Annotated in this window: 20 protein-coding genes and 1 pseudogene; 8 read left to right on the top strand and 13 right to left on the bottom strand. The window is 69.0% G+C overall.

Going from position 1 to position 22,567, the window contains the following annotated elements; all coding sequences use genetic code 11:
- Nucleotides 1-150 precede the first annotated feature (150 nt).
- The 3 genes from ACGF3C_RS23015 to ACGF3C_RS23005 all read right to left on the bottom strand — a co-directional run bounded on the left by ACGF3C_RS23015 (nucleotide 151) and on the right by ACGF3C_RS23005 (nucleotide 2,639).
- A complete protein-coding gene (locus ACGF3C_RS23015; RefSeq protein ID WP_357229667.1) occupies nucleotides 151-1,218 on the bottom strand; it encodes a hypothetical protein in 1,068 nt (355 codons plus the stop codon).
- A gap of 74 nt (nucleotides 1,219-1,292) precedes the next feature.
- A complete protein-coding gene (locus ACGF3C_RS23010; RefSeq protein ID WP_357229665.1) occupies nucleotides 1,293-1,865 on the bottom strand; it encodes a sigma-70 family RNA polymerase sigma factor in 573 nt (190 codons plus the stop codon).
- A 255-nt stretch (nucleotides 1,866-2,120) separates the two neighbouring features.
- On the bottom strand, nucleotides 2,121-2,639 hold the full coding sequence (locus tag ACGF3C_RS23005) for an Lrp/AsnC family transcriptional regulator (RefSeq protein WP_393225003.1): 519 nt from the start codon (nucleotides 2,637-2,639) through the stop codon (nucleotides 2,121-2,123).
- Between the two features lie 47 nt (nucleotides 2,640-2,686).
- Between ACGF3C_RS23005 and ACGF3C_RS23000 the strand changes: the two genes are divergently transcribed.
- On the top strand, nucleotides 2,687-3,745 hold the full coding sequence (locus tag ACGF3C_RS23000; RefSeq protein WP_393225000.1) for a Glu/Leu/Phe/Val dehydrogenase dimerization domain-containing protein: 1,059 nt from the start codon (nucleotides 2,687-2,689) through the stop codon (nucleotides 3,743-3,745).
- Between the two features lie 206 nt (nucleotides 3,746-3,951).
- Here the strand turns inward: ACGF3C_RS23000 and ACGF3C_RS22995 are convergent, their stop codons facing one another.
- From ACGF3C_RS22995 to ACGF3C_RS22985, 3 genes are all read right to left on the bottom strand, one after another.
- Nucleotides 3,952-5,292 (bottom strand): M1 family metallopeptidase, encoded by a 1,341-nt coding sequence (locus tag ACGF3C_RS22995; protein WP_393224997.1) that lies wholly within the window; start codon nucleotides 5,290-5,292, stop codon nucleotides 3,952-3,954.
- Nucleotides 5,289-9,197: a Pls/PosA family non-ribosomal peptide synthetase gene (locus ACGF3C_RS22990; RefSeq protein WP_393224994.1), complete on the bottom strand. Its 3,909-nt coding sequence runs from the start codon at nucleotides 9,195-9,197 to the stop codon at nucleotides 5,289-5,291. Before ACGF3C_RS22990 ends, ACGF3C_RS22995 begins: the two co-directional genes overlap by 4 nt.
- 207 nt (nucleotides 9,198-9,404) lie before the next feature.
- Nucleotides 9,405-9,665, bottom strand: a complete 261-nt coding sequence (locus tag ACGF3C_RS22985) for a three-helix bundle dimerization domain-containing protein (RefSeq protein WP_357234653.1) — start codon at nucleotides 9,663-9,665, stop codon at nucleotides 9,405-9,407.
- Nucleotides 9,666-9,825: 160 nt separating this feature from the next.
- Here ACGF3C_RS22985 and ACGF3C_RS22980 point away from each other — a divergent pair, with 160 nt between their 5' ends.
- Nucleotides 9,826-10,002 carry a hypothetical protein gene (locus ACGF3C_RS22980; RefSeq protein WP_393224991.1) on the top strand — a complete coding sequence of 59 codons (177 nt, stop codon included), beginning with the start codon at nucleotides 9,826-9,828 and terminating at the stop codon, nucleotides 10,000-10,002.
- Between the two features lie 807 nt (nucleotides 10,003-10,809).
- Here the strand turns inward: ACGF3C_RS22980 and ACGF3C_RS22975 are convergent.
- The 3 genes from ACGF3C_RS22975 to ACGF3C_RS22965 all read right to left on the bottom strand — a co-directional run bounded on the left by ACGF3C_RS22975 (nucleotide 10,810) and on the right by ACGF3C_RS22965 (nucleotide 13,547).
- Nucleotides 10,810-11,412 carry a SigE family RNA polymerase sigma factor gene (locus tag ACGF3C_RS22975; RefSeq protein WP_357235438.1) on the bottom strand — a complete coding sequence of 201 codons (603 nt, stop codon included), beginning with the start codon at nucleotides 11,410-11,412 and terminating at the stop codon, nucleotides 10,810-10,812.
- Nucleotides 11,413-11,446: 34 nt separating this feature from the next.
- Nucleotides 11,447-11,680 carry a hypothetical protein gene (locus ACGF3C_RS22970; RefSeq protein WP_357235440.1) on the bottom strand — a complete coding sequence of 78 codons (234 nt, stop codon included), beginning with the start codon at nucleotides 11,678-11,680 and terminating at the stop codon, nucleotides 11,447-11,449.
- Between the two features lie 688 nt (nucleotides 11,681-12,368).
- Nucleotides 12,369-13,547, bottom strand: a complete 1,179-nt coding sequence (locus ACGF3C_RS22965) for a GDSL-type esterase/lipase family protein (RefSeq protein WP_393224986.1) — start codon at nucleotides 13,545-13,547, stop codon at nucleotides 12,369-12,371.
- Between ACGF3C_RS22965 and ACGF3C_RS22960 the strand changes: the two genes are divergently transcribed.
- Nucleotides 13,540-13,749 (top strand): hypothetical protein, encoded by a 210-nt coding sequence (locus tag ACGF3C_RS22960; protein WP_393224984.1) that lies wholly within the window; start codon nucleotides 13,540-13,542, stop codon nucleotides 13,747-13,749. The genes ACGF3C_RS22965 and ACGF3C_RS22960 overlap by 8 nt on opposite strands.
- A 29-nt stretch (nucleotides 13,750-13,778) precedes the next feature.
- Here ACGF3C_RS22960 and ACGF3C_RS22955 read toward each other — a convergent pair whose 3' ends face one another.
- Nucleotides 13,779-14,318: an RNA 2'-phosphotransferase gene (locus ACGF3C_RS22955; RefSeq protein WP_357224105.1), complete on the bottom strand. Its 540-nt coding sequence runs from the start codon at nucleotides 14,316-14,318 to the stop codon at nucleotides 13,779-13,781.
- Nucleotides 14,319-14,479: 161 nt separating this feature from the next.
- Between ACGF3C_RS22955 and ACGF3C_RS22950 the strand changes: the two genes are divergently transcribed.
- The 4 genes from ACGF3C_RS22950 to ACGF3C_RS22935 all read left to right on the top strand — a co-directional run bounded on the left by ACGF3C_RS22950 (nucleotide 14,480) and on the right by ACGF3C_RS22935 (nucleotide 19,845).
- Complete coding sequence (locus ACGF3C_RS22950) at nucleotides 14,480-15,244, top strand: ATP-grasp domain-containing protein (protein WP_393224981.1); 765 nt, start codon at nucleotides 14,480-14,482, stop codon at nucleotides 15,242-15,244.
- A gap of 83 nt (nucleotides 15,245-15,327) precedes the next feature.
- The gene (locus tag ACGF3C_RS22945; RefSeq protein ID WP_393224979.1) at nucleotides 15,328-15,693 is read left to right on the top strand and encodes a VOC family protein; all 366 of its coding nucleotides are present in this window, start codon (nucleotides 15,328-15,330) and stop codon (nucleotides 15,691-15,693) included.
- Nucleotides 15,694-16,003: 310 nt separating this feature from the next.
- On the top strand, nucleotides 16,004-18,781 hold the full coding sequence (locus ACGF3C_RS22940) for a LuxR C-terminal-related transcriptional regulator (RefSeq protein ID WP_393224976.1): 2,778 nt from the start codon (nucleotides 16,004-16,006) through the stop codon (nucleotides 18,779-18,781).
- A 101-nt stretch (nucleotides 18,782-18,882) separates the two neighbouring features.
- Nucleotides 18,883-19,845 (top strand): alpha/beta fold hydrolase, encoded by a 963-nt coding sequence (locus ACGF3C_RS22935; protein ID WP_393224973.1) that lies wholly within the window; start codon nucleotides 18,883-18,885, stop codon nucleotides 19,843-19,845.
- Between the two features lie 103 nt (nucleotides 19,846-19,948).
- Here ACGF3C_RS22935 and ACGF3C_RS22930 read toward each other — a convergent pair whose 3' ends face one another.
- The 3 genes from ACGF3C_RS22930 to ACGF3C_RS22920 all read right to left on the bottom strand — a co-directional run bounded on the left by ACGF3C_RS22930 (nucleotide 19,949) and on the right by ACGF3C_RS22920 (nucleotide 21,984).
- Entirely contained in the window at nucleotides 19,949-20,650 is a 702-nt protein-coding gene (locus ACGF3C_RS22930) for an alpha/beta hydrolase (RefSeq protein ID WP_357224092.1), read from the bottom strand.
- Between the two features lie 32 nt (nucleotides 20,651-20,682).
- On the bottom strand, nucleotides 20,683-21,516 hold the full coding sequence (locus tag ACGF3C_RS22925; protein WP_357224111.1) for a carotenoid biosynthesis protein: 834 nt from the start codon (nucleotides 21,514-21,516) through the stop codon (nucleotides 20,683-20,685).
- Nucleotides 21,517-21,807: 291 nt separating this feature from the next.
- Entirely contained in the window at nucleotides 21,808-21,984 is a 177-nt protein-coding gene (locus tag ACGF3C_RS22920; protein ID WP_393224970.1) for a hypothetical protein, read from the bottom strand.
- A gap of 206 nt (nucleotides 21,985-22,190) precedes the next feature.
- Between ACGF3C_RS22920 and aroQ the strand changes: the two are divergent.
- A pseudogene (aroQ, locus tag ACGF3C_RS22915) lies at nucleotides 22,191-22,487 on the top strand (gamma subclass chorismate mutase AroQ); the annotation flags it as partial.
- Nucleotides 22,488-22,567: the final 80 nt, after the last annotated feature.

Here is a 22,567-nt window from a genome sequence, read left to right as displayed (position 1 = left end):
CCGCATGGTGAGCAGCCTTCTGTCGGGTAGACATTGGCCGTGCGAACAACAGAACGACGGTGCGGGCCGCCTCCAGGTGGCCCGCACCGTTATCGAACGCTGGGCGCGTTACGCCCGTCTGCAGAAAGCTGTTGGGTTCGAGTTGCCGGCCTACAGGTCGGCCGTCGTCACGCGGAAGGATTCGTACGTCGTGAAGGACCGGGGGAGGCCCGGCACGGTGGAGACGTTCTTGACCAGCATGCCGGTCGTGGCGTCGATGGTCAGCACCTCGCTGACCCCGCCGCCGAACACCTCGGGGCCGGCGGTGATCGTCAGCGTGGCCTTGCCGTGGGTGGTCGAGTCCTTGACGCTGACCGCGGCGATGGTGGACAGCAGACGCAGCACACCGGCCCGGACCTGCGTGTTGCCGTCGCCAGCGGACAGCGCCTGGGTGCTGTATGTCCATAGGGCGTTGTCGAAGTGCCGCTGAACTGCCTGGGGGCTGTACGGCTTCGGCTTGGCGTTGCCGCCCTTTTGCTTGATGATCACCTGGGCGTCCGCCTGCTGCTTGTCCCACACCGCCTTCTGCGCTGCGGGGTCGAGGCCCACCAGCGGGTCCTTGGCTGCCTTGAGCATCTGGGTCCGGCCGTCGGTCGGGCTGCTGTCCGCCGCGGCGACGGCTGCCTTCAGGAGCGGAGCGTAGCCGCCGTCCGTCATCTGATCCTGATGACGGGCGATCGCACGCTTGATGTCCTTCACGCTGTTGCCCGTATAGATCGCGTGACCGTCGGTGTACAGCGTGTACACGACCTGCATGGTCTTGGTGCCGTGGACCTGCGTCGCCTTCACCAGCCACGCGTCGCCCGCCGACGGGGTGAGCGTCTTGATGGACCCGGCCAGGGTCATCAGCGGCGCCTGCTCGGCTGATCCGTCGACGGTGGTCGAGCTTGAGGTGGCGGCCGACGAATCCTTGCTGGCCTCCGTGCCCCCGGTCGCCGACGAGCTGAGCACCACAGCGACGACTGCCGCCGCAGCGGCAACCCCCACCCCGGCGCCGATGCCCAATCGACCCGCGAGACCGATCCCGCGGCGGCGCTGAGGCGCCGGGCTGGACTCGTGGTCCCGCGTGGTTGTCGTCGTTTCCATGGTTGAGGTCGCCTCCATAGTCGTGTCCGCCGCTGCCATCGCGCCCAGCAGCCGCACGGTTCCGGGGTCGGCCATAGCCGCCCGCAGCACCATCCGCGCCCGCTGGTACGCCTCCGGGCGTAGTGGTTCTGCGCTGCCCAACGCACCGACCAGATCGAGCTCGTCGGTCATCGGTGTCTCTCCTTCGCGCTGTTGCGGTCCTTCAGAAGCGCGGACACCCCCGGGGCGTCGCGCAATGCCGTCCTGGCCTGGCTCAGCAGCCGTCGCGCGGTGCCGGCCGGTATGCCGAGTGCCCGCGCGGCGTCGGCTGCGGTCAGGTCCTCCCAGGCGACGAGCCTCAGAACCTCCCGCTCTTCCGGTTTGAGCCGCGTCAGGGCCGACCGGAGCACCGCCCGGGCGTCCACGCCGAGGTCCACCGCCGACCACGGATCCGATCCAGTAGCCACGTCCGGTACGTCCGCGACCAGGTCCTCGGCCGGCCGGGACCGCCAGTAGCGCCGCAAGCGATTCAATGCCACCCCGTACAGCCACGGCCGCGCATCGTTGTACGACCGGTCGTACGAGCGCCGCGACTCGAACGCCGCAACCCACACCTCGCCCAGAAGGTCCTCAGCCGCATCCCGCCCCGCCCGGCGGACGAGGTACGAACCGACGGCGGCCTCATGACGCTCGACCACCTCTACGAAGGCGTCGACATCGCCATCCAGCGACCGGCCTATCAAATCCGCATCCGAAGCCATGGCCCTCCTCGGCAAATCCGCGCTTCAACCTGACATTGCCGATCAGGCGGGAAAGTGTTCAGGTGCCGAGGTCCGACGGCGAGCGTGTTGTCGCCTCACCTGCTCCGCGGCTTGGCCGCCGAAGTCAATCCCAGGTCGCCCCGCCCCGTGTCGCCATGGTGCCCGGAAGACTCCCTGATGTGCTCCTAACCGCTCGCGAGCTGGTCAGGTGGGCGGCGGCGACGGCGACGTAGGCATCGGCGCACAGAACGAGCGTTACGGGTCAAGCGGTTCGATGACCTGCTTTCGGGCGTGTTGATAGATGACGGAGCTGCGGAACCCGACGATCTCGCGGCGTCCGCTGAACTTGTCCATGAGGAAGGAGTGCAGGCCGTCGACGCTGGGTACGGCGACGTGGACGAGGAAGTCGTCGCCGCCGGCCACGACGTACACCGACAGCACCTCGGGCAACTCCATCGCATATTTTTTGAAGCCGTCGATGACGGTGCGACTCAGGGGCCGGACCTGAACGTGCAGCAATGCTTGGACGCCGCGGTTGAGGGCGGCCAGGCTGATCTCGGCGTGGTAGCCGGTGATCACGCCGCGTTCCCGTAGTGCGCGCACGCGTTCCAAGCAGGTGGACGGCGCGATGCCTACTGCCCGGGCCAGTTCGCGGTTGGTCTGCCGCGCATGTGTCTGCAGGTGCTGGATGATCGCCGTATCAAGTTCGTCCACGACCGAAATCTTGCCAGTTCTCCGAACGTTGTTCGCTTTGAGCCGCTCAGTGCCGCGCACCTGCCTACTGTCGATCTCGTTCCGGCGAGTACATGACAGGAGCCATTATGGTCGCGACCCACCTCGACACCGAGTCCATGCACGAACACGTCGTCCTCAGGCGGGGCGTACGGTCGGGCCTGCCGATCGTCGTCGCGGTGCACTCCACCGCGCTCGGTCAGGCCATCGGCGGTTGCCGGCTCGCGCACTACCCGCACTGGCGCGACGGGCTCACCGACGCGCTGCGGCTGTCGGCCGCGATGTCGGACAAGTGCGCGCTGGCCGGGCTGCCCAACGGGGGTGGCAAGACCGTCATCGCCCTGCCCCCGGGCAGGACACTTGACGCGGCCACCCGTCGGGCGGTGCTGCACGACGCGGGCGACGTCATCGCAGGCCTGGACGGCGCCTATGCCACCGGCCCGGACGTGGGAACCGGACCGGACGACATGGTCACGATCGCCGAGCGGACCCCGCATGCGTTCTGCCGACCGGTGCAGGCCGGTGGCAGCGGTGACTCCTCCGGCCACACCGCCGTCGGCGTCGTCGCCGCGCTGCATGCCCTGTGCGCCGAGCGATTCGGGTCAGCCGACCTGTCCACGCGCAGCTTCGCCGTGCTCGGCCTCGGCCGCGTCGGCAGCCACGTGCTGCGCATACTGGCCGACGCCGGCGCGACCCTGGTGGCCGCCGACACCGACGAGGGCAGGCGAACGCTCGCCGACACAGCGGGTGCCGCCTGGGCCAGCCCGCAGGACTGCCTGACCGCCGACGTGGATGTGCTCGTCCCCGCCGCTCTCGGCGGTCTGCTCACCCCGCACACAGTGCCGACACTGCGCTGCGCCGTGATCGCCGGACCGGCCAACAACCAACTCGACACCCCGGCCACCGCCGACCTGCTGCACCAGCACGGCATCCTCTGGGCACCCGACATCATCGTCAGCGCCGGCGGCATCATCCACGCCACCGCCATCGAGCTACACCGGGAAACGCCCGCCCAGGCCACCGCCCGGGTCCACGGCATCGCCGACACCCTCACGGACATCCTGCGCACCGCCCGCGCCGCCGGCTCGACCCCGGCCGCCGCCGCCCGCTCCCACGCCCGACACCAGATTGAGCACGGCCGCCCCTGACCCCGGCCGCCACCCGACCGCGAGACAACGGTCAACCGCCGCCGTTCGACGCGGCCCGAACACCGGTATCCGACTCGTGCCAGACCTGCGGCCTGCGTGAAAGGTTCCCGCAGCCCTGGCGTACGACGGTCGTCGTGACTCCTCGCTGGCGGCAACGTCCGATCAGGGAGGTGATCTGCGTAGTGCCGGCGGTCGGGTGGGCCCGGTCAGCGAGGTGGTGGAGGCAGCGTCGGGCTTTCGAGCCAGGCACGGAACAGGTCGTCCAAGGGCTCGCGGGCGAAGCGCTGAGCGTGCAGTCGGAACTGGCCGGTCGTCACCGTCGCGTGCCGGCGCTCGGCGACCCAGGCTCGCAGGAGCGCGAAGAACGAGTCGTCACCGACCCTTTTCCGCAGGGCGTGCAGAGTGAGCGCGCCACGCTTGTAGACGAGTGGGTCGAACATCCGGTCGACGCCGGGGTCGGCGACGATGACGTTTCGCGGGCGAGCCGCGACCCACGAGTACCACTGCGCGGCCATGGCGTCCGTCGGTAGATCGCCGGAGACGCCGGACCAGAGCCACTCGGCGTAGGTGGCGAAGCCTTCGTTGAGCCAGATGTGGCGCCAGTCCGCCACGGTGAGGCTGTTGCCGAACCACTGGTGGGCCAGCTCATGCACGACAAGCCGTTCGTGCGTCCGCCGTCCGTCGACGTGGTTCCGTCCGAAGACCGCCATGCCCTGCGCTTCGACGGGATCGTCGAGGTCGTCGTCGGCGACCACGACGACGTACTCCCGGAAGGGGTACGGCCCGAAGAGCCGCTGCAGCGTCGACATGATCTCGCCGTGTCGGCCGAAGTCGTGGTCGACATTTCTCCGCAGCGCCGGTGGGATCGCCGCGCGCTGCACCACCCCACCGACAGCCAGATCCACCACCTCGTAGCGTCCGATCTGAACGCTCATCAGGTACGGCGACGTCGGCTCGCGCCGCTCGTACACCCAGGTCGTGCCGCTCGCGCCCCGCCGCTGGAGCACGGGATCACCGGTCACCACCACGGTGTAGGGGGAGGCGGTCGTGACCGCGACCCGGAAGGTGGCCTTGGCGCTGGGCTGATCATCGCAGGGGAACCAGGACGGCGATCCGTTCGGCTGGCTGGCGACGAGCACCCCGTCGGTGAGTTCCTCCCACCCGAGTTCGCCCCAACGGCCGGAGATGGGCACCGGCTTTCCCGCGTACCGGATCTCCACCCGGAAGGTGTCCTCGGCGCCGATGGGCCGCTCGGGTTTGATCTGCAGTTTGCCCGGTCGGTGCACGTACTTCGCCGGACGCCCGTCCACCCGGACGTCCTGAACTCTCAGGCGACCGAGATCGAGGGTGAACCGCGACAGCGACTGCACGGCCACCGCGGTGATGTCCGCCCGGCCACCGAGACGGTTCGACGCGACCCGGTAGTCGAGGTCGAGGTCGTAGTGCCGCACCCGGTAGCCGCCGTTGCCGTGCTCGGGCAGGTACGAGTCCCCGGAGCGGTCAGCGCCGGGCGTGGCACCGTGCGGTGTCGACGCCTTCGGATTCATGACGGCCGAGATGCCGGCATTGGCCAGGTGGTGATCGGGTTACCCCACCACCGGCTGTCGCTGGGCACGGCGTCGCCGCGGGTCACCAGCGAACCGGGCCCGACAGTGGTCCGCGCGCCGATGCTCGCGCCCGGCAGAACGATGCCGTGCGGGCCCAGCGCGGCACCCGCGCCCAGTGTCACCTCGTCCATGCTCATCACACGATCATGGAACAGGTGGGTCTGCACCACACAACCGCGGTTCACCGTCGCGCCGTCGGCGAGTCGCACCAGGTCGTACTCGGGCAGCCAGTAGGTCTCCAGCCAGACGCCCCGGCCGATCTTCGCGCCGAGGGTGCGCAACCACGCCGTCAGCAGTGGCGTGCCGGTCGCGAAACGGACCAGCCACGGCGCGGCAAGAACCTCGACGAACGTGTCCGCGAGCTCGTTGCGCCACACGAAGGAGGTCCACAGCGCGCGCTCGGTGACCCGGAACCGCCCCACCAGCAGCCACTTCGCGGCCGTCGCGATGGCGGCGGCGACGATCGCCGCGCCCAGCAGCACCGGCCCGGCGGTGAGCGCGGCCGCCCACCACCCGCCAGACCGCCACACGAGCGCGAGTGCGGCCAGAACGCCGACGGCCAGGGCGCCGGCGCACATCACCGGAACGATCCGACACAGCTCGATCGCAGCCCGGGCCAGCTTCAGCCGGAACGGCGGGTCGAAGGTGCGGCTGGTGTCGGCCGCCTCCACGGTCCGGCGCAGCGGCATCGGCGGCGCACCGAGCCACGACGAGCCCTTCTTCGCCTTGAACGGCGCCGACGACAACACGCCGACAAGCCCGCGCTTGGGCACCGAACGCCCAGGCGCGGCCATACCTGAGTTGCCGAGGAATGCCTGCTTGCCGATGCGAGCCGGGGCGATACGCAGCCACCCGTGGCTCAGCTCGTACGTCGCGACCATGGTGTCGTCGGCCAGGAAGGCCCCGTCGGCGACCGTGGTCATCGCCGGCACCGCGAGCACTGTGGAGGCCTCCACCCCGCGCCCCACCTTGGCACCCAGCAGCCGCAACCACACAGGCGTGAAGAGACTGGCGTAGAGAGGGAACAACCCGACCCGAGCCATCCCCATCAGCCGCTCGGTCGTCCAGACCTGCCACGCCACCCGCCCCTGCACAGGGTGGTGCCCGGCGCGCAGGCCGATGCTGAGCGCCCGGACTGCCCCGAGTACCAGCAGCGCATAACCCACCACGTAGGCGACGGCCGCCACCGCGACGGCCGCCAGCACCGCGCCGACAAACGGTCTGACAGTGAGCGTCCAGCCGAGCAGGGCGAGCGCCGGCAGAGCGGCCACGACCGGGACCAGCCCCAGCAACTGGGCGGTGACCCCGTACGCGAGAGGCCAGAGGCGTGCCCCCGTCCGCGATCGAGGGGGGCGCTGCCCGGGCCACCCGTCCGCATCCTTACCAGCGGCCGCGGCCGGTGAGCCGGCCCACTGCTGGTTCGCCGGTACGGCCCCCGCCACGGTCGAGCCCGCGGCGACTCGGGCGCCCTTGCCGATCCGAGCGCCCGGCATGAGGGTGCTGCGGGATCCGACCCGGGCGGCGGCACCGACGCGAACCCTGCCGATGCGGACGATGTCGCCGTCCACCCAGTGGCCGGACAGATCGACCTCCGGCTCGATCGCCGCGCCTCGGCCGAGCTTCAGCAGGCCGGTCACCGGCGGCGCGGAGTGCAGATCGACGTCGGCCCCGATCTGCGCGCCGAGGGCCCTGGCGTACGTGATCATCCAGGAGGCTCCGGCGACGCTTGTGGCGCCGGTCAGTTCGGCCAGGCGTTCGGCAGCCCACAGCCGCAGATGCACGCCGCCACCGCGCGGATAGCTGCCGGGACGTACCCCACGGAGAAGCAGTCGCGCTCCCGCGGCGGCCAGGGCGATCCGACCCGGCGGGCTGAACAGCACAAGCCAGCCCAGCGCCACCCACCACCAGGAGACGACCGGAGCCCAGGGTGCGGGAGCGGCCAGGGCGAGGACGTTGCCGAGGGCGGCGAGGACGGTCAGCCAGCGCAGCCCGACCAGCGCGAGCATGGGCACCATCATCGCGGCCTGGATCAGTCCCGCGCGTCTCGGCGTCGGCCGGACCTCCCGGCGCGTCGCCGCCGTGCTGTCGAGCGCGTTGAGCACGGCCGCGAGCCGCGACAGTTTCGGATGGAGGTAGATGTCGGCCACCGCGACGCGCGGGTGCCGGCGTCGGATCCACGCCACGAGTTGCGCCGCGTTCAGGCTGCCGCCGCCATGGGTGAAGAAGTTCGCGTCCGCCTCGGTGGGGCGAACACCAAGGATCTCTGCCCAACCGCCGGCGAGCCATCCCTCCGTCGCGGTCAGCTCGGTGGCAGTGTCCGGCGGGGTGGCCAACGGCCAGGGCAGAGCGGCCCGATCCACCTTGCCGGACGTCCGGGTCGGCAGAGCGTCCACCACGGCCAGCAGCGGCACGAGCGCGGCCGGCAACTGCTCACGGATCCGCAGCGCCGCCGCCGCGGCGTCGAACGTGACCTCGTCGTGCGGGACCACGTACCCCACCAGCAGTTGGTTGCCCGCGGCAGTGCGCTGCACCGCCGCGGCAGCGCCGGCGACGGTGGGCAACGCCTGCAGTGCGGCGTCGATCTCACCCAGCTCGATCCGGCGTCCGCCGAGCTTCACCTGTTCGTCACCGCGGCCGACGAACAGGAGCCCCTCGCGCTCTGCCCGGACGATGTCACCGCTGCGGTACGCCCGCTGCCAACCGAGCGCGGGGAGCGCAGCAAACTTCTCGGCGTCCTTGCCCGGATCCAGGTAGCGGGCAAGTCCCACCCCGCCGATCACCAGCTCGCCGGTCTCACCCATCGCGACCGGAGCACCGGAGGCGTCGACCACGGCGAGCTCCCACCCGGCCAGCGGCAGCCCGATGCGGACCGGCCCCTCGCCGGTCATCCGCGCCGCGCAGGCGACCACGGTCGCCTCGGTCGGTCCGTAGGTGTTCCAGACCTCGCGGCCCTCGACAGCCAGGCGCTGCGCGAGCTCCGGTGGGCACGCCTCCCCACCGAAGATCAGCAGCCGCACCTCCTCCAACGCCTCGACCGGCCACAGCGCAGCCAGCGTCGGGACCGTCGACACCACCGAGATCCGCTGCTCGGCCAGCCACGGGCCGAGGTCGACGCCGCTGCGGACGAGCGACCGCGCGGCTGGCACCAGACAGGCCCCGTGACGCCAGGCCAGCCACATCTCCTCGCAGGACGCGTCGAATGCCACCGACAGCCCGGCCAAGACCCGGTCCTGCGGGCCGATCGCCTCGCTGGCCTCGTCGGCGAGGAACAACCGCGCTTCGGCGTCCACGAATGCCGCCGCCGCGCCGTGGCTGACCGCCACACCCTTCGGGGTGCCCGTCGACCCGGAGGTGAAGATGATCCAGGCGTCGTCATCCGGGCCGGGTCTTCCGGTCCGGCCCGAGGGGGGACGACACAGCGACATCACCAGCCCGTCACCGAGCACTGCGACGACGCCCGCCTCGGCGAGAACGAGCTCGACGCGTTCCTCGGGATCGTCAGCGTCAACCGGCACGTAGGCCGCGCCCGCGGCGAGAACGCCGAGGATCGCCACGTACAGCTCGGCCCTCCCGGACGAGATCCGGACGCCCACACGGTCGCCGACACCGATGCCGTGCCGGGAGAGCGACCCCCGGACAGCCTCGACCTCATCGGCCAGGTCGCGGTACGTCAATGTGGTGGTACCGCTGTCGAGCGCATCTGCCTCGGCGTGCGCCCGCACGGAGTCGTCGAGAATGTCGACCAGCGTGCGGCGAGCCGGGGCCGAGGCCGATCGGAACACCGCAGGAATCGTCGGAGCGGCAGCTCGTGGCGGTACCGCGACCACCTGGGGTTCACTCGACACGGGCACTCGGCATTCACCATTCTCGTCTTGCGGATCGGCGTCAACCAGGCGCGTGGCACTCGGACACCCGCCCCGGGCAGCCCTCAACGCTACGTCGCACCCGGCCGGAAGCGACGGTCAAGCAGCGGCTTCGTGTCCACCACCACAGCGACCCAGGGTGGGAACGTCGAACGGCTCTGCGACACGCCACCGATGGATCGCTCGTGTCTATTCCCGATCCGTGTCGTCGCTACGGATGTGAACGGTCCCACCGCCGCTGCGCAGTTCCTCCGTCACCTGCTTCTCGGTCAGGGCGACCAGGTGCGCGTCGATGCTCGCCGCATCCTTGAGGCGCTGGTGCGTTTCGTGCACCAGGGCGGCGATCTCGCTCTCGTCGGCACCAGGGAATCGTTGTTTCAGGGTGTCGACCTGGCGTTGCAAGGCGATCTCCGGGTCAACAAGACCACCACTGGCCGCGGGTTCGGTCATCACACACCTCACACGTCGTCTTGAGTGTCTGCACAGGTGGTGCCCAGGACATCCACTCGACATTCATTCGTTTGCGCAAAGTTCACCTTCGGGAGCAGGCCTTCCGGCTTCTCTGATGGGACCTTCGAGAGGGCCAGTTCCCCTGACGTTTGGTCAGCCCATGATCACTATCGTGGTTCTCGCGCTGACGCTGTTCGGCGCGACGACATGGACGGCGCTGCAGCAACCGCTCGCCCGTAGCCCGGCCTTCCATCACCGCCTTACCGGAGCGCTACTGGCGCTGAGCCTGGCGGTGGCCACCGCGCTGATCACGACCGTGCTCGTGGCCTATCCGTAGCGGCAATACTCAATCGTCTGAACGAGCGGTCGAGGACGCCAGACAACACGTCGTGGTCTCCCACAACCGCGTCATCCCTGGCGACGCCCGCGCAGACGTCTGCACCCGTACACGCTCGTTGCAGGGCGCGCCGAAGGCGAAAGCCGGACGCCACGCTGTGCCGACAACGGCGACGATCTGTCGCTGCTCAATAGCAGAACGGTGGCGGGTCCTCCGGGTCCCTTGTGATTCCCAGGTCCGCGCAGTTGAACGCGCTGCCCGCTCCATGGAGGCGCCACCCCCGACTCGGCGTGTACCGGAACAGGTACGCGCCGTCGCCCTGCTGTTTCGGGTCCCAACCGGTCGCCCAGTCCTTCCAACAGTCCACCCTGTCCGGGCTGATCCGGTAACCGTCCGGCAGACCGGGGACGCGGTTCAAGGTCGCCGCCGTTACCGGGCAGCCGTGGTCGGGCCGCCCACCCGCCGTCGTCCTCGAAGGCCGTGCTGGGGTCGTCGGCGCCGACGGTGGTGGCGATGATGCCGACGGTGTCGGCGAGGCGGAGGTCGGCTCCGTCGAGGGCGGGGGGATGGGGACAACCGTCGGTGGATCGGTGGCCGGCGGCGCTGGAGGACCGGAGATTCGGCCGCCCACCAGCGTCGCGGAGGCGACGATCGCCAGCACGCCCGTAGCCGCGGCGGCGCCCCTCGTGACAACGCTGCGCCGACGTAGCCGGCGGGACTCGTGCAGCGCGCGCTCATACAGGTCGGTGCTTCCGCCGTGCTCCGCCACATCGGTCATGACGCCGCGCAGCCGGTCGAGATCGTCGGTCAACGGGGGACTCCCTTCGTCTCCGTCGCCGACAACAGCTCGGGTGCGATCTGTCGCATCCGTGCCAGCGCCTTGCTCGTCTGGCTCTTGATCGTGCCGATCGAGCAGGACAGCACATCGGCCGCCTCGGCCTCGCTGCGGTCCTCGAAGAAGCGCAGCACCAGCACCGCGCGCTGGCGGCGGGTGAGTTGATCCAGCGCCCGGAGCAGCGACAGTTTCAGGTCGGTGCGACCCGCGTGGTCGCTGTCCGGGTGAGCCCGGTCGGCCAGTTCACCAGACAGGTTCTCGACAATCCGGGTCCGTCGCCAGCGGCGGACATGCAGGTGGTACATGACGGTGCGGGTGTACGCCTCGAACTGTCCGCCGTCAGCGAGCCGACCCAGCGCCCGATGGGTGCGCGCCAGCGCGTCCTGCACCAGATCCTCGGCCAGGTGCCGATCGCCGGTCAGGAGGAAGGCGCTGCGTTGCAGCGCCGGCGTCCGGGCCCGGACGAACGCGTAGAACTCGGCCTCGGCCGGATCCTCCAGCCGGGCTCTGGTCCTCGTCGCCGGGACAGCCCGACGCGCCACTGGGTCGGCCACCATCGCTCCGCTTCTCGTCATCGGAACAACACCCGCAATCGTGAACTACCACAGGTCATGCGGTCTGCCACGAGCAGAACGGTGGCGGGTCGTCCGGGTCCTTCTCGATGCCCAGGTCGCCGCAGTCGAAGGCGCTGCCCTGTCCGTGGATGCGCCAGCCCTGGCTCTCGGTGTACCGAAAGAGGTACATGCCGTCGCCCTGCTGATTGCGGTTCCAGCCGAACGCCCAGCCTCTCCAGCACCCCACAGTGTCCGGGGTGATGCGGTCCCCGTGGGGTAGCCCGGGCACGCGGTTCAGGGTAGGTGCGGTCACGGGACAGCCGCCGTCGGGCCGCCTGCTCGACGGCGACGGCAGTGTCGGAGGTGTCGACGGCGATGCCGAGGGGGTCGACGCCGACGGCGGCGGGGTGGTGGTGATCGGGGCGGACGCCGTCCCGGGCGGGGTCGAGGGAAGTGCCTCGGCGACAGGTTGACCATCGGAGCAGCCGGCCGAGGCGACCGCGACGAAAACGGCGGGTACGAGGATGCGTAGTCCGGTGTGGAGAGCCATACCTGGTGAAAGGCCCGCCACACCGTAAAGGTTGCCGTCAGCTGACGGGATTTTCGCCCACCGGCTCGGGGCGCACTCCAAGCGTGATGAGTGGGACAACTCGCCGAGGGAGTCGGGCGCCTCGAAGCCCGTCCGCAAGGGTCGTCGTACGTGTGCTGCGCCGGGCGCTGGCCAGGGAATGGAGCTGACATCGCGCACGCCGCGCTGGTCTGGACCGCCGCCGTCCCGGCGCTCAGGGCAGGGGCCGGCGGAACCTGAGCGGGCGATCACGCTTGATGCCACACCAAACTGCGATCGCGATGACCTGGCTGCTGATCGCTCTTCCTCCTCCCCGCCGTCGTCTTCACACCAGTACGGAGAGTCGGACGCTGGAGGATCGGTGGGCACGGCGCCACGTTCCACCGTTTGCGTCTCTGCGCTCGGACGGTCAGCCGGTCTTGGTGGCGAAGGGGCCGCCGTCGCCGAACGCGAGCCGCGCGAAGTTCTCCGCGATACGGCGATGTCCGGCAGGGTCGGGGTGCACCCCGTCGGGCAGTGGGAGTTCGGCGTAGTCCGCCTCGCCGTACAGGTCACGTCCGTCGAGGTAGTGCAGGTTCGGGTCATCGGCCGAGCGTTGTTCGACGATCCGGGCGAGTTCGTCACGGATGACGGTGAGGGTCAGCCGCCCAGCGCTGCGCTCGGCCGGATCGCCCGTGGCTTTGAACCGCAGAGTCCCGCCCTCGAAGTCCGGCACGAGGGGACCAGGGGTGTCCTCCTGAACCGGGCACAGGATGGCGGACACGACCAGCAGTGGTGTGGTCGGGTGCCCTTCGCGGACAGTGTCGAGGAAGCCGTGGACCGCAGGGGTGAAGGCGCGTAGACGCATCACGTCGCTGTTGACGATGTTGATGCCGATCTTGACACTGATCAGGTCCGCAGGGATGTCCCGCATGGCGCGGGCGGTGAACGGGTCGAGCAGCGCGCTCCCGCCGAACCCCAGGTTGACCAACTGCACGCCGCCCTCGGCCGCGGCGAGGGCTGGCCAGATGGCGGTGGGATGATCGGCGTTCGAGCCGTGGCTGATGGAACTGCCGTGGTGCAGCCACGTCCTGCTTCCGTTGGGCGGGGTCTGCTCGACGGGCGCGTCGGTGCGCAGCGCGATCAACTCGGTGATCTCGGTGTGTGGAAGCCAGATTTCGATGTCTTTCTCACCGTCCGGCAGATCCGCGAAGCGGGCGGTGCCGGCCGGCCCTTCGGCCAGCACAGAGGTTTGGGTGAACATGTTGGTAACCGTCCGGACGTTGCCTTCGGGCACCGAGGTCTGTGCGGCCAGGCGGCCGTTGATCAGCAGGTCGTAGACGCCGTCCGGTGGGGGCGGGAAGCCCTGGTAGACCCGCTTGGTGGGCAGCGTGTCCAGTTCGATGGTGGTGGCCCGGGTACGGAAAGCCAGCCGCACGCCGGAGGGCTGGGCCTCAGCCATGGCCAGTTGGTCGTCGGGGATCTGCTGGCGTGCCCGGGCGGTCAGCCGATGCGGCAGTAGACCGCGCGCGGTCGCCTCCAGATCGACAAAGCCGCGCACGAGGTCCGCGGTGACCGGTGTGGTGATCCACTGGTGTTCGGTGGGCATTGCCTCAAGCCTCTCGATCGAGATCTCGATGTTCATCGCCGCGCCGCGCCGCGAACCGCTGGCGGTGGTGCGGCCGTCGTTGGGTCAGCGAGTGCTGCGGCTGCGTAAGACCGCGTCGAGCGAATCCACGATCCATTCCCAGGATTCCAGCGCACCGGGAGCGCTGTGTTCGAAACCACCGGCTAGCTCCAAGCTGACGTAGCCTCTCGGCGGCCCGGGCCAGGCCAGGGCTCAGTCGAGCAGATAGCTGGCAGGGACCGCGTCGGTCAGCCAGACGCCGTTCGCGCTGCGGTGGAACACGTGCCCGTCGGCGGCCATCGCCGCCGCGTCAACGGTGAGGATCACGACCCGACCGGCCCGCCGGGAGCCGACCCGATGGGCGGTCTCGGTGTCGGTGGAGAGATGGACGTGGTGCCGGCCCCCGCGGTGCAGGCCGGTGGCCCGGATCGACTCCAGCGCGTCGGCGCTGGTGCCGTGATAGAGCCGGTCCGGTGGGGTCACCGGGGGCAGTCCGAGGTCCACCGGGACCGAGTGGCCCTGGTTGGCCCGGATTCGCAGCACACCGTCGGTGCCGCGCTCGACAGCGAACCGCTGCTTGTCGTTGCCGGCGACGACCGCGTCCAACTCGGCCCGCTCGATCCGTAGGGCGGCGAGCAGAGCGTCGACGGGAGTCCAACCGGCCGGGTCGAGCACCAGGCCGGCCCGGCCGGGTTCGTGCCGGAGGGCCTTCGACATCCGTTTGCTCAACTTCACCAGGTGCTCGCGATCCACTGTGACATTGTGGTCGAACCCCGTCGGTCGAATCGAGAGGTTTTCCGACGACACCGAACACGGGTTTTCGCCTGCACCCACTGCAGGATCGTTGCCGGCGGCACCGGTCCGCCTGATAACCGCTGTAATTGTGACGGCGTATCGGGGCAGGATCATCAGCCGTGACACTTGTTCTGCCGCCACGTCTGACGGCCTCGGCTCGAAGCTTGCGCGACGCCGCTCATCGACGCGGAATACGCACCGTCCAGCTCGGCTCTTTCGAAGTGCCCGCCGGACTGCGTGCTGATCACCTTCATGCGGGACCGAGCTTCGCCGACGTCGTCGCACCGTTGCTGGGGATCGCGCCGCTGGAAGCGGAACCTGGCTGGCTGACTGGGCTTCCTCGTGAACTTACCCGCCGCGACATCACCCTGGTCGCCATCGGCGAGGCCTACGAACTCCGGCGACCGGCGTTCATCAAGTCGCCCAATGACAAGAACATCCCGGCGATGATCTACACGGATGGCTCCCGCCTGCCCGGCCCGGATGCTGTCGACCGGCGGACTCCAGTGCTCGTCAGCGACATCGTCGACTTCACCGCCGAGTACCGGCTACACGTGCTCGACGCTGTTGTCTACGCCGGCAGTCAGTACGCCGCGCACGGCCGACTGCACCTCGGCCCTCCGTCAACCGACGCGCTAGCCTTCGGCGCCGATCTCATCGCCGGCTACGGGCACACGTTGCCCTCCGCCATCGTCGTCGACGTAGGACTGGTTGACGGTCACTGGGCCGTGATCGAGGCAAACGCCGCATGGGCCAGCGGCGCCTACGTAGCGGATCCCGACCTGGTCCTCGACGTCGTTCTTCGAGCGGCATGCCCAAGGGCTTCGGTGCCCGCCCGCGACCGACAGTTCATCCGACGGCCTCAGCCGAGCGCTGCGCTGTGAGCCGGTAGGTCCAAGCCGCTGTACTGAACTGCCGAGTTGAGTGCTCCCTGACAAGGGCTCTGTGGCACGGCTACGTTGGGCCCATGACGACGACCTTGGGCCGATTTGCCGGCGTCACGATAGATTGTCAAGATCCACAGAAGCTGGCTGACTTCTGGTCCGCCGTGCTCGGCGGCCGGGTGATGGAGTCCCTACCCGGCTGGCGACGAGTCATCGTCACCGACGGCGGGCCGGTGTTGACGTTCCAACCGGTACCGGAGCCCAAGGTCGGCAAGGCGCGTCTGCACCTGGACATCGCTGTCGCCGACGCCGGTGAAGCGGTGGACCGGATCGGGGCGCTGGGCGGCCGGTGGACCGGCGAACGGCACGACTACCCGGAAGGCGCGGTTCTGGTGATGGCCGACCCGGAGAGCAACGAGTTCTGCGTCGTGCAGTATTACCAAAGATGACGACGCTGTCTGGATCATGGTCGCATCTCGGGGTGGCGTCGATGGAGGCAGCCGCGCTCTCGATGAGGTGGGCCGGCCGCTGGTGTTGCCGTGCCGGCATCAGGGACGGCCAGGGCAGCAGATCCGAACCACTGTGAGCCGCCTCCTCGGTTGGTGGATCCGCTCCCGGGGTTGAACCCTGCCGCTACCGCGATCGCCTCGACGAGGGTCGACTTACCGGCGCGTTGGCTGCGGGCAGAGGGGATTTTGTCGCCGGGGGTTGGCCACCGCGCCTGCTCAGCGGCTACGTCCCCGACTAGGGTTTATGGCGATGTTTCCCCAGGACGGCCGCGATGCGGCCACGAGCAGACGAAGACGGCGCAACGTGCTGTTGGACAGGAGCGTCGAACGCGCGGCGCTCGATCAGCTCCTCGCGGGTGGGCGTGTCGGCGTCAGCGGGGCCCTCGTGCTTCGTGGTGAGGCGGGAATCGGCAAGACCGCGCTACTGGATTACGCCCTTGCGCAGGCCGGGGATTGCCGGGTCGTCCAGGCCGCCGGGGTGGAGGCTGAAAGCGAACTCGCGTTTGCCGGCCTGCATCAGATCTGCGCGCCGGTCCTGGACCGCCTTGCGCGGCTGCCGGCTCAGCAGGGCCGGGCGCTGAGCACCGCGTTCGGTCTGAGCGTTGGTGAGGCACCGGACCTTTTCATGGTTGGTCTGGGAGTGCTCGGCCTGCTTGCTGGCTTCGCCGACGAACAGCCGGTCGTCTGCATCGTTGACGACGCCCAGTGGCTGGACCAGGCTTCGGCCCAGGTCCTCGGGTTCGTGGCCAGGCGGCTGAGAACCGAGTCGCTGATCATGATCTTCGCGGTACGCGGGGACCTCGACAGCGACGACATGCCGGAGCTGAAGGGCCTGCCGGTCATGACCGTCACCGGCCTGACCGACGAGCATTCGCGGGCGTTGCTCGCGTCCACGTTTCTCGGGCGAGTCGACGAGAGGGTGCTCGACCGCATCATCGCCGAATGCCACGGCAATCCCCTGGCGCTCACCGAACTGCCGCGTGGCTTCACTGCTGCTGAGCTCGGCGGCGGCTTCGGAGTTATCAGCCACGGCGCTCTGCCTCGCCGCATCGAGGAGAGCTTCCGGCGACAGATTGCCGCTCTCCCTCCGGACGTCCGAACGTTACTTCTGGTCACCGCGGTCGAACCCGTCGGCGATCCCGTGCTGGTATGGGGCGCTCTCACTCGCATGGGCGTTCCCGTCGAGAGCCATCTCACCGCCTCGTGGCTCGCCGCAGAATTCGTGGATTTCGGCTTCGGGGTGCGGTTTCGGCATCCCCTGTTGCGCTCGGCGGTCTACCGGGCGGCCAGCGAAACGGAAAGGCGAAAGGCACATGCCGCGCTCGCCGACACGATGGAGCCCGGCACGGATCCGGACCGGCGAGCCTGGCACCGGGCGCAGGCAGCCGCAGGACCCGACGAGGACGTGGCGACCGAGTTGCAGACATCCGCCGCTCGGGCCCAGACCCGTGGCGGGTTCGCGGCGGCCGGAGTGTTCCTGGAACGAGCCGCAGAGCTGACTCCGGATCCGACCCGGCGGGCTTCGCGGCTGTTGGCGGCGGCGCAGGCCCGACATGTGGGCGGTGCTCCGGACGTCGCGCTGCGCCTGCTCGCTTTGGCCGAGGCCGATCATTCCTCCGAGCTTGACCGGGCGCGCGCGGATCTCCTGCGGGCCGACATCGCCTTCACGGTCGACCGAGGTCGCGAAACGGCAGACCTCTTCCTCAAGGCGGCTTCGCGGCTCGAGCCGCTGGACGTCGGTCTCGCCCGGAGCACGTATCTCGACGCCTTGCGCGCGGCCTGGTACGCGTCAGACTCGGGCAGCAGCGGCACCCTGGGCGATGTGGCCCGAGCGGCCGCTGCTGCGCCGGTTGCCACAGCGCCGGTGCGGCCCTCGGACCTTCTTCTGGACGGCCTGGCGGTGCGGTACACCGCGGGTTTCGCGGCCGCTGTGCCGAAGATGAAGGAGGCGCTGCAGGCGTTCCAGAAGCCGGATCTGGCGAGCGAGGAGGGCCTTCGGTGGATGTGGTTCGCCAGCTCCATCGCTACGGACCTCTGCCAGGACGATGCGGCGGACGCGCTCACCGGCAGCTACGTCCGGCTGGCGCGCGAGAGCGGGGCGTTGGCCGACCTACCCCTGGCGCTGACGACACGCATCCTCATGCACCTGTTCGCAGGCGACCTGTCCGAGGCATCCGTCCTGATCATGGAACTCGACGATGTGGCGGACGGAACCGGGATACCGGTGCCGAGCTACATGGCTCTGTTGCTCGCCGCGTGGCAGGGCGACGAGGCGCGGACCCTCGAATTGGCGGCCGTCAGCACCGCCGACGCCCGCCGCCGCGGTGAAGGGCTGGCCCCAGCGATCGTCGGCTGGGCCCAGGCGTTGCTCTACAACGGCGCGGGCCGGTTCGGTGAGGCGCTGAGCGCAGCTCAGCTGACGATCCAGTCGAGCCTGGAACCCGGGGTGTTGACCGGTGCGCCGCTCGTCGAGCTGATCATCGCCGCCGCCCGCAGCGGACAGCCCGAACTCGGGGCTGACGCATTGGAGCGGCTGTCGATCTCGACGCAGGCGTGCGGCACCGACTGGGCACTCGGTATGGAGGCGTGCTGCCGCGCGATGCTGACCAACGGTGCGAGGGCGGAGGATCTGTACGTCGAGGCGATCGAGCGGCTCAACCGTACGAAGATTCGACCGCTGACGGCACGCGCCCACCTCTACTACGGTGAATGGTTGTCCGAACTCGGCCGACGCGATGATGGTCGCGACCAGCTTCGGACGGCCTACGACATGTTCGCCGCGATGGGCATGGAGGCGTTTGCCGCCTCAGCCGCTCATCGGCTTGGGATGAACGTCCGTCAACGGCCGAGTAACGACGCCGGCCCGCTGACGCCACAGGAGACCCATATCGTCAAGCTGGCCCGTGAAGGACTTTCGAACGCAGAGATCGGAACCCGTCTGTTCATCAGTCCACGGACGGTCGAGTGGCATCTGAGCAAGATCTTCGCCAAGTTGGGCATAACCTCACGACGTCAATTGCGTCGCTGATCCCGGGACGGCGGCGGCACAGGGAAGCTCCGGCGCACCTGATCGCGCTCGGTAACGGTCTGCCGTCTCGGGTCGCTCACCACGAAGCACACTGGAGTCGTATGTCACAGAGTCGTTTCGTCGCGACCAACGGTATCAATATCAGGATAACGGAGGCGGGCGACGGGCCTCTCGTCCTCCTGCTGCACGGTTTTCCGGAGTCGGCTCACTCGTGGCGGCACCAGATCCGCCCGTTGGCGGCGGCCGGCTATCGGGTAGTGGCTCCCGAGCAACGAGGCTATGGCAGCAGTTCGCATCCGACGGCGGTCGAGGCCTATTCGATCATGCATCTGGTCGCCGACATCACCGGCCTCATGCGAGAGCTGGAGGCCCAGGACGCCGTGCTGGTCGGCCACGACTGGGGCGCCACTGTCGCGTGGAACATCGCCCTTATGCGTCCTGACCTGGTCCGGGGGGTGGTGGGGCTGAGTGTTCCCCCGTATCTGCGGGGAGAGGCTGGGCAGCTGACGACCATGCGCGCGATGCACCACGGGCGGTTCTACGTGAACTACATCGAGGAGCCTGGCGTCGCGGACGAGGAGTTCGGCCGAGACCCGATGACGAGCTTGCGTCGTACCTTCTATGGCGTGAGCGGGGATAATCCGGCGAACCGTGCGCCTCGGGACATGCTGGTCCCCGTCGGTGGTGGGCTGCTGGAGGCGATCGACCCGGAGCGCAGTACGGCGCTGCCGGGCTGGCTGACCGAGGAGGACCTGGAGGTTTATGCCGCCCAGTTCGAGGACGGCTTCACCGGAGCGTTCAACTGGTATCGCAACCTCGACCGCAACTGGGAACTCACCGCCGCCTTCGACGGGATCCGTTTGCCGATGCCCGCGCAGTTCATCTCGGGCGATCTGGACCCGGTACTGGCGTTCCGTGGGCTCGAAGATTACGTGCGGACCCTTCCCCGTCGGCATGACCACTTCGCCGAGCCGATCTTCCTGCCCGGGTGCGGACACTGGATTCAGCAGGAACGCCCGCAGGAGGTCAACCGGCTGTTGCTCCAGTTTCTCGCTGCCCTCTGACAGCCCATTCCGGCACTGGCCGGTCCGGCCGCGGAACGGCCGGACCGGCAATGGCATCCTCGACCGGGACCGGTTCGTCCGGCGGGTCAGTCGGCTCGCATCCTCAGTTCCGGGCGGCTGCGCCCGCACGAGCTGTCAGGATGTCGGCGACCTGGTCCGGCGCTGACAGCATCGGCGAGTGGCCCGTCGCGATCCGCACGACATCGGTCGTCTGCGACGCATACTGCTCCTGCAGGGGGACCGGGAACTGCTTGTCCTCGGTGCAGATCACGTAGGTCGAGGGGACCCTGCGCCAGGCCGCCCGCGTCGTCGGCTGCACACACGACAGCAGGCTCTGGTCGACGAGCTGGTCGATGGCCACCTTCGCGTCGACGTCCGAAAGGTCCGAGTAGAACGTCTCCCGCGGATTCCCGTACGCCTCGCGTGGCGCGAGGCCGCTGGGGTCTTCAGGCACAGGAATGCCGAAAGCCGTCGCTGCGGAAACCCCTTCGGCCGGCATGAAGGCGGCGACGTAGATCAGACGGACGAGGTTCGGGTGGTCATCGCCGAGCTGAGTGATGGTCAGGCCCGCGTGGGAGTGACCGACCACCACGACCGGGCCTTCGATCTCCCGCAGCCTCGCGGCCAGCACGTCGGCGTCCTCGTACAGGCCGGCTGTGGGCTGTTCGCCCGCGCTGGGCATGCTGATCGCCTCGGACTTCCATCCCTGGGCGTCGAGAATGCCTTGTACGGGCAGCCAGGCGGACGCGGTGTGATAGCCGCCGTGAACGAGCAGGAAGGACGGGGGAGGGGCAGAGTCACGCAAGGTGGAACTCCTTCTATTGGACATGCGACCGCCTAGGAGCGGCGCTGATCGGCCAGCCGGAGAGCGGCCAGCAGGGCAAGGAAGCCCATTCCGTAGATGGCGGAAAGGGCCGAGCTTTCGTAGACGTCCGTCGAGCGCCACAGGTGTCCGGTGGCGTCCATGACGTGTGCTGGTACGCCGTCGTGCCCGCCGGTCAGCCAGGTGACGACGTAGTCGCCGGCTACCACGACGTAGGCGACGATCGGTAGCGAGAGGTAGCCGCCGCGCCTCAGTTCGAGACTGTCGGCCTCGGGTCCCCACCGCCGCAGGTACAGCGCGAAGAGCTGGTAGAAGACGTAGACGGTCAGGCTCCAGCCCAGGAAGTTCGTGAGCGGCACCCCGAAGTACCCACCGCCGTCCTCCCACTCCCAGCGTCCCCGCAGCGTCGACGACGACGGGTCCAGGGCCAGATCCCAGGCCACCATCGCGAAGGAGGCGACGAGAGGCGTGCCGACGACTGCGACGACAGGGCTGCCCCGGTGAACCGGGCGGAACAGGATGGTGGCGAGGGACCAGGCCATGTAACCGACGGCGAAGTAGGCCGGCCCGATCAGCACGGGTACCTCGATCAGCTTGGCACCCAGCTCGTCGGTGTAGTGATAGTGGCCGAACGGCACGCCGGTCAGCACGCCGATGTCCTCGATGACGTTGCTGACCACCAGCGCCAGCAGAAGGAAGACCAGAATCCCCCGCCATCGGTAGGCCACGGCGCCGTGCGACAGAGCGAACGTCAGCTCCATCAGCAGGCTCACCACGGTCACCACCGAGCCTGCCAGAGGCAAGGGGATCAGGTTCGCGATCGCGTCCACGCCGACGGCGAACCACATCACGACGAGGACTGTCGGGGTCGGGCGCCGCCGGCGTTCGTACCGATCCCCGGCCTCGATCTGTTGAATTTGAGCACTCACAACCAACAGATACGAAGCGCCGTGGGCGAAGTTCTCCCGGTGTGAGAGATCACAGGGGTGGGCTCGTCTGACGAGGTTCAGGTCGCGTTGCGCGCCGGGGGTGGTGGCGTTCCACGCCGCGGCGGGTGCGTTCTCCGCTCGATCAGCGCAGCCGACACAGATGAAACGCGCAGCCCGTCGCGTTCGGGCTGCGCGTCGTGTCCGGCGATGTCAACTGTTGATTGCGCCCATGATGGCGGCGTTCGTCCCGCTGTTCTCCGCCCGGTCCGCAGCCTTACGAGCCTCTTGCGGGGTAGCTCCTCCTGCGGATGCACGCAGGTACGCCTCCTGGCGCCGCTGCTGGATCTGCTTGTTTCGCCGGTCCTTGAGCCTGCTCCAAATGGTCATGACAAGATCCTTTCCAAATCGGGGCGGCGACAAACCGCGAGGTCGGTGTCCGACTGGGCCCTGTACCAAACCTGCGGGGGTTTACCGGCGCATCGCGTCGACCGGGTGCCGTTGTGCAGCGGGCTGTGGCGGCAGGCGACGTGCAACGTGACGGTAGGCACAGGCCGGCAGTCGAACCGGGCGCTGAAGTCGACGTGAGAGCGGTCATGGAGTGGTCAGACGTGAACGAGCAGGAGTCGCTGCTCACGGCACTCGCTGCGGAACGGCTCGCGCTCGGTGACAAGGTCGCCGCCGCCAAGTACGGCAGCACGACCCCGATCAACGACGAAGCTCGGGAGGAGCGGCTGCTCGCGGACGTCGTCGCGCGTTCCCGGGAGATCGGGATCGACCCGTCGCTCAGCTGTCGCTTCTTCCGGGCTCAGATCGAGGCCAACAAGGTGCTCCAGCGGCGGCTGCACGCCCTGTGGAGGGATCATCCGGAACTTCGGCCACGATGCCGGCCGAATCTGGAGTCCGATGTGCGTCCGCAACTCGACACGATCACGCAGCAGATGCTTCTGCGACTGAAGGCACTCGAGAGCGC

Origin of the sequence: Micromonospora sp. NPDC047762, assembly GCF_043204655.1 — a bacterium.
GTDB lineage: Bacteria > Actinomycetota > Actinomycetes > Mycobacteriales > Micromonosporaceae > Micromonospora.
The sequence above is the reverse complement of the archived record's forward strand: the minus strand, read 5'-3'. Positions and strand labels throughout refer to the sequence as shown.

Coding starts and splice junctions, on each gene's coding strand:
- ACGF3C_RS23015 (WP_357229667.1), bottom strand. CDS start 1,218: ATGGTGCTGCGGGCGGCTATGGCCGACCCCGGAACCGTGCGGCTGCTG.
- ACGF3C_RS23010 (WP_357229665.1), bottom strand. CDS start 1,865: ATGGCTTCGGATGCGGATTTGATAGGCCGGTCGCTGGATGGCGATGTC.
- ACGF3C_RS23000 (WP_393225000.1), top strand. CDS start 2,687: ATGGTCGCGACCCACCTCGACACCGAGTCCATGCACGAACACGTCGTC.
- ACGF3C_RS22995 (WP_393224997.1), bottom strand. CDS start 5,292: ATGAATCCGAAGGCGTCGACACCGCACGGTGCCACGCCCGGCGCTGAC.
- ACGF3C_RS22985 (WP_357234653.1), bottom strand. CDS start 9,665: ATGACCGAACCCGCGGCCAGTGGTGGTCTTGTTGACCCGGAGATCGCC.
- ACGF3C_RS22980 (WP_393224991.1), top strand. CDS start 9,826: ATGATCACTATCGTGGTTCTCGCGCTGACGCTGTTCGGCGCGACGACA.
- ACGF3C_RS22975 (WP_357235438.1), bottom strand. CDS start 11,412: ATGACGAGAAGCGGAGCGATGGTGGCCGACCCAGTGGCGCGTCGGGCT.
- ACGF3C_RS22965 (WP_393224986.1), bottom strand. CDS start 13,547: ATGCCCACCGAACACCAGTGGATCACCACACCGGTCACCGCGGACCTC.
- ACGF3C_RS22945 (WP_393224979.1), top strand. CDS start 15,328: ATGACGACGACCTTGGGCCGATTTGCCGGCGTCACGATAGATTGTCAA.
- ACGF3C_RS22940 (WP_393224976.1), top strand. CDS start 16,004: ATGTTTCCCCAGGACGGCCGCGATGCGGCCACGAGCAGACGAAGACGG.
- ACGF3C_RS22935 (WP_393224973.1), top strand. CDS start 18,883: ATGTCACAGAGTCGTTTCGTCGCGACCAACGGTATCAATATCAGGATA.
- ACGF3C_RS22925 (WP_357224111.1), bottom strand. CDS start 21,516: ATGTGGTTCGCCGTCGGCGTGGACGCGATCGCGAACCTGATCCCCTTG.
- ACGF3C_RS22920 (WP_393224970.1), bottom strand. CDS start 21,984: ATGACCATTTGGAGCAGGCTCAAGGACCGGCGAAACAAGCAGATCCAG.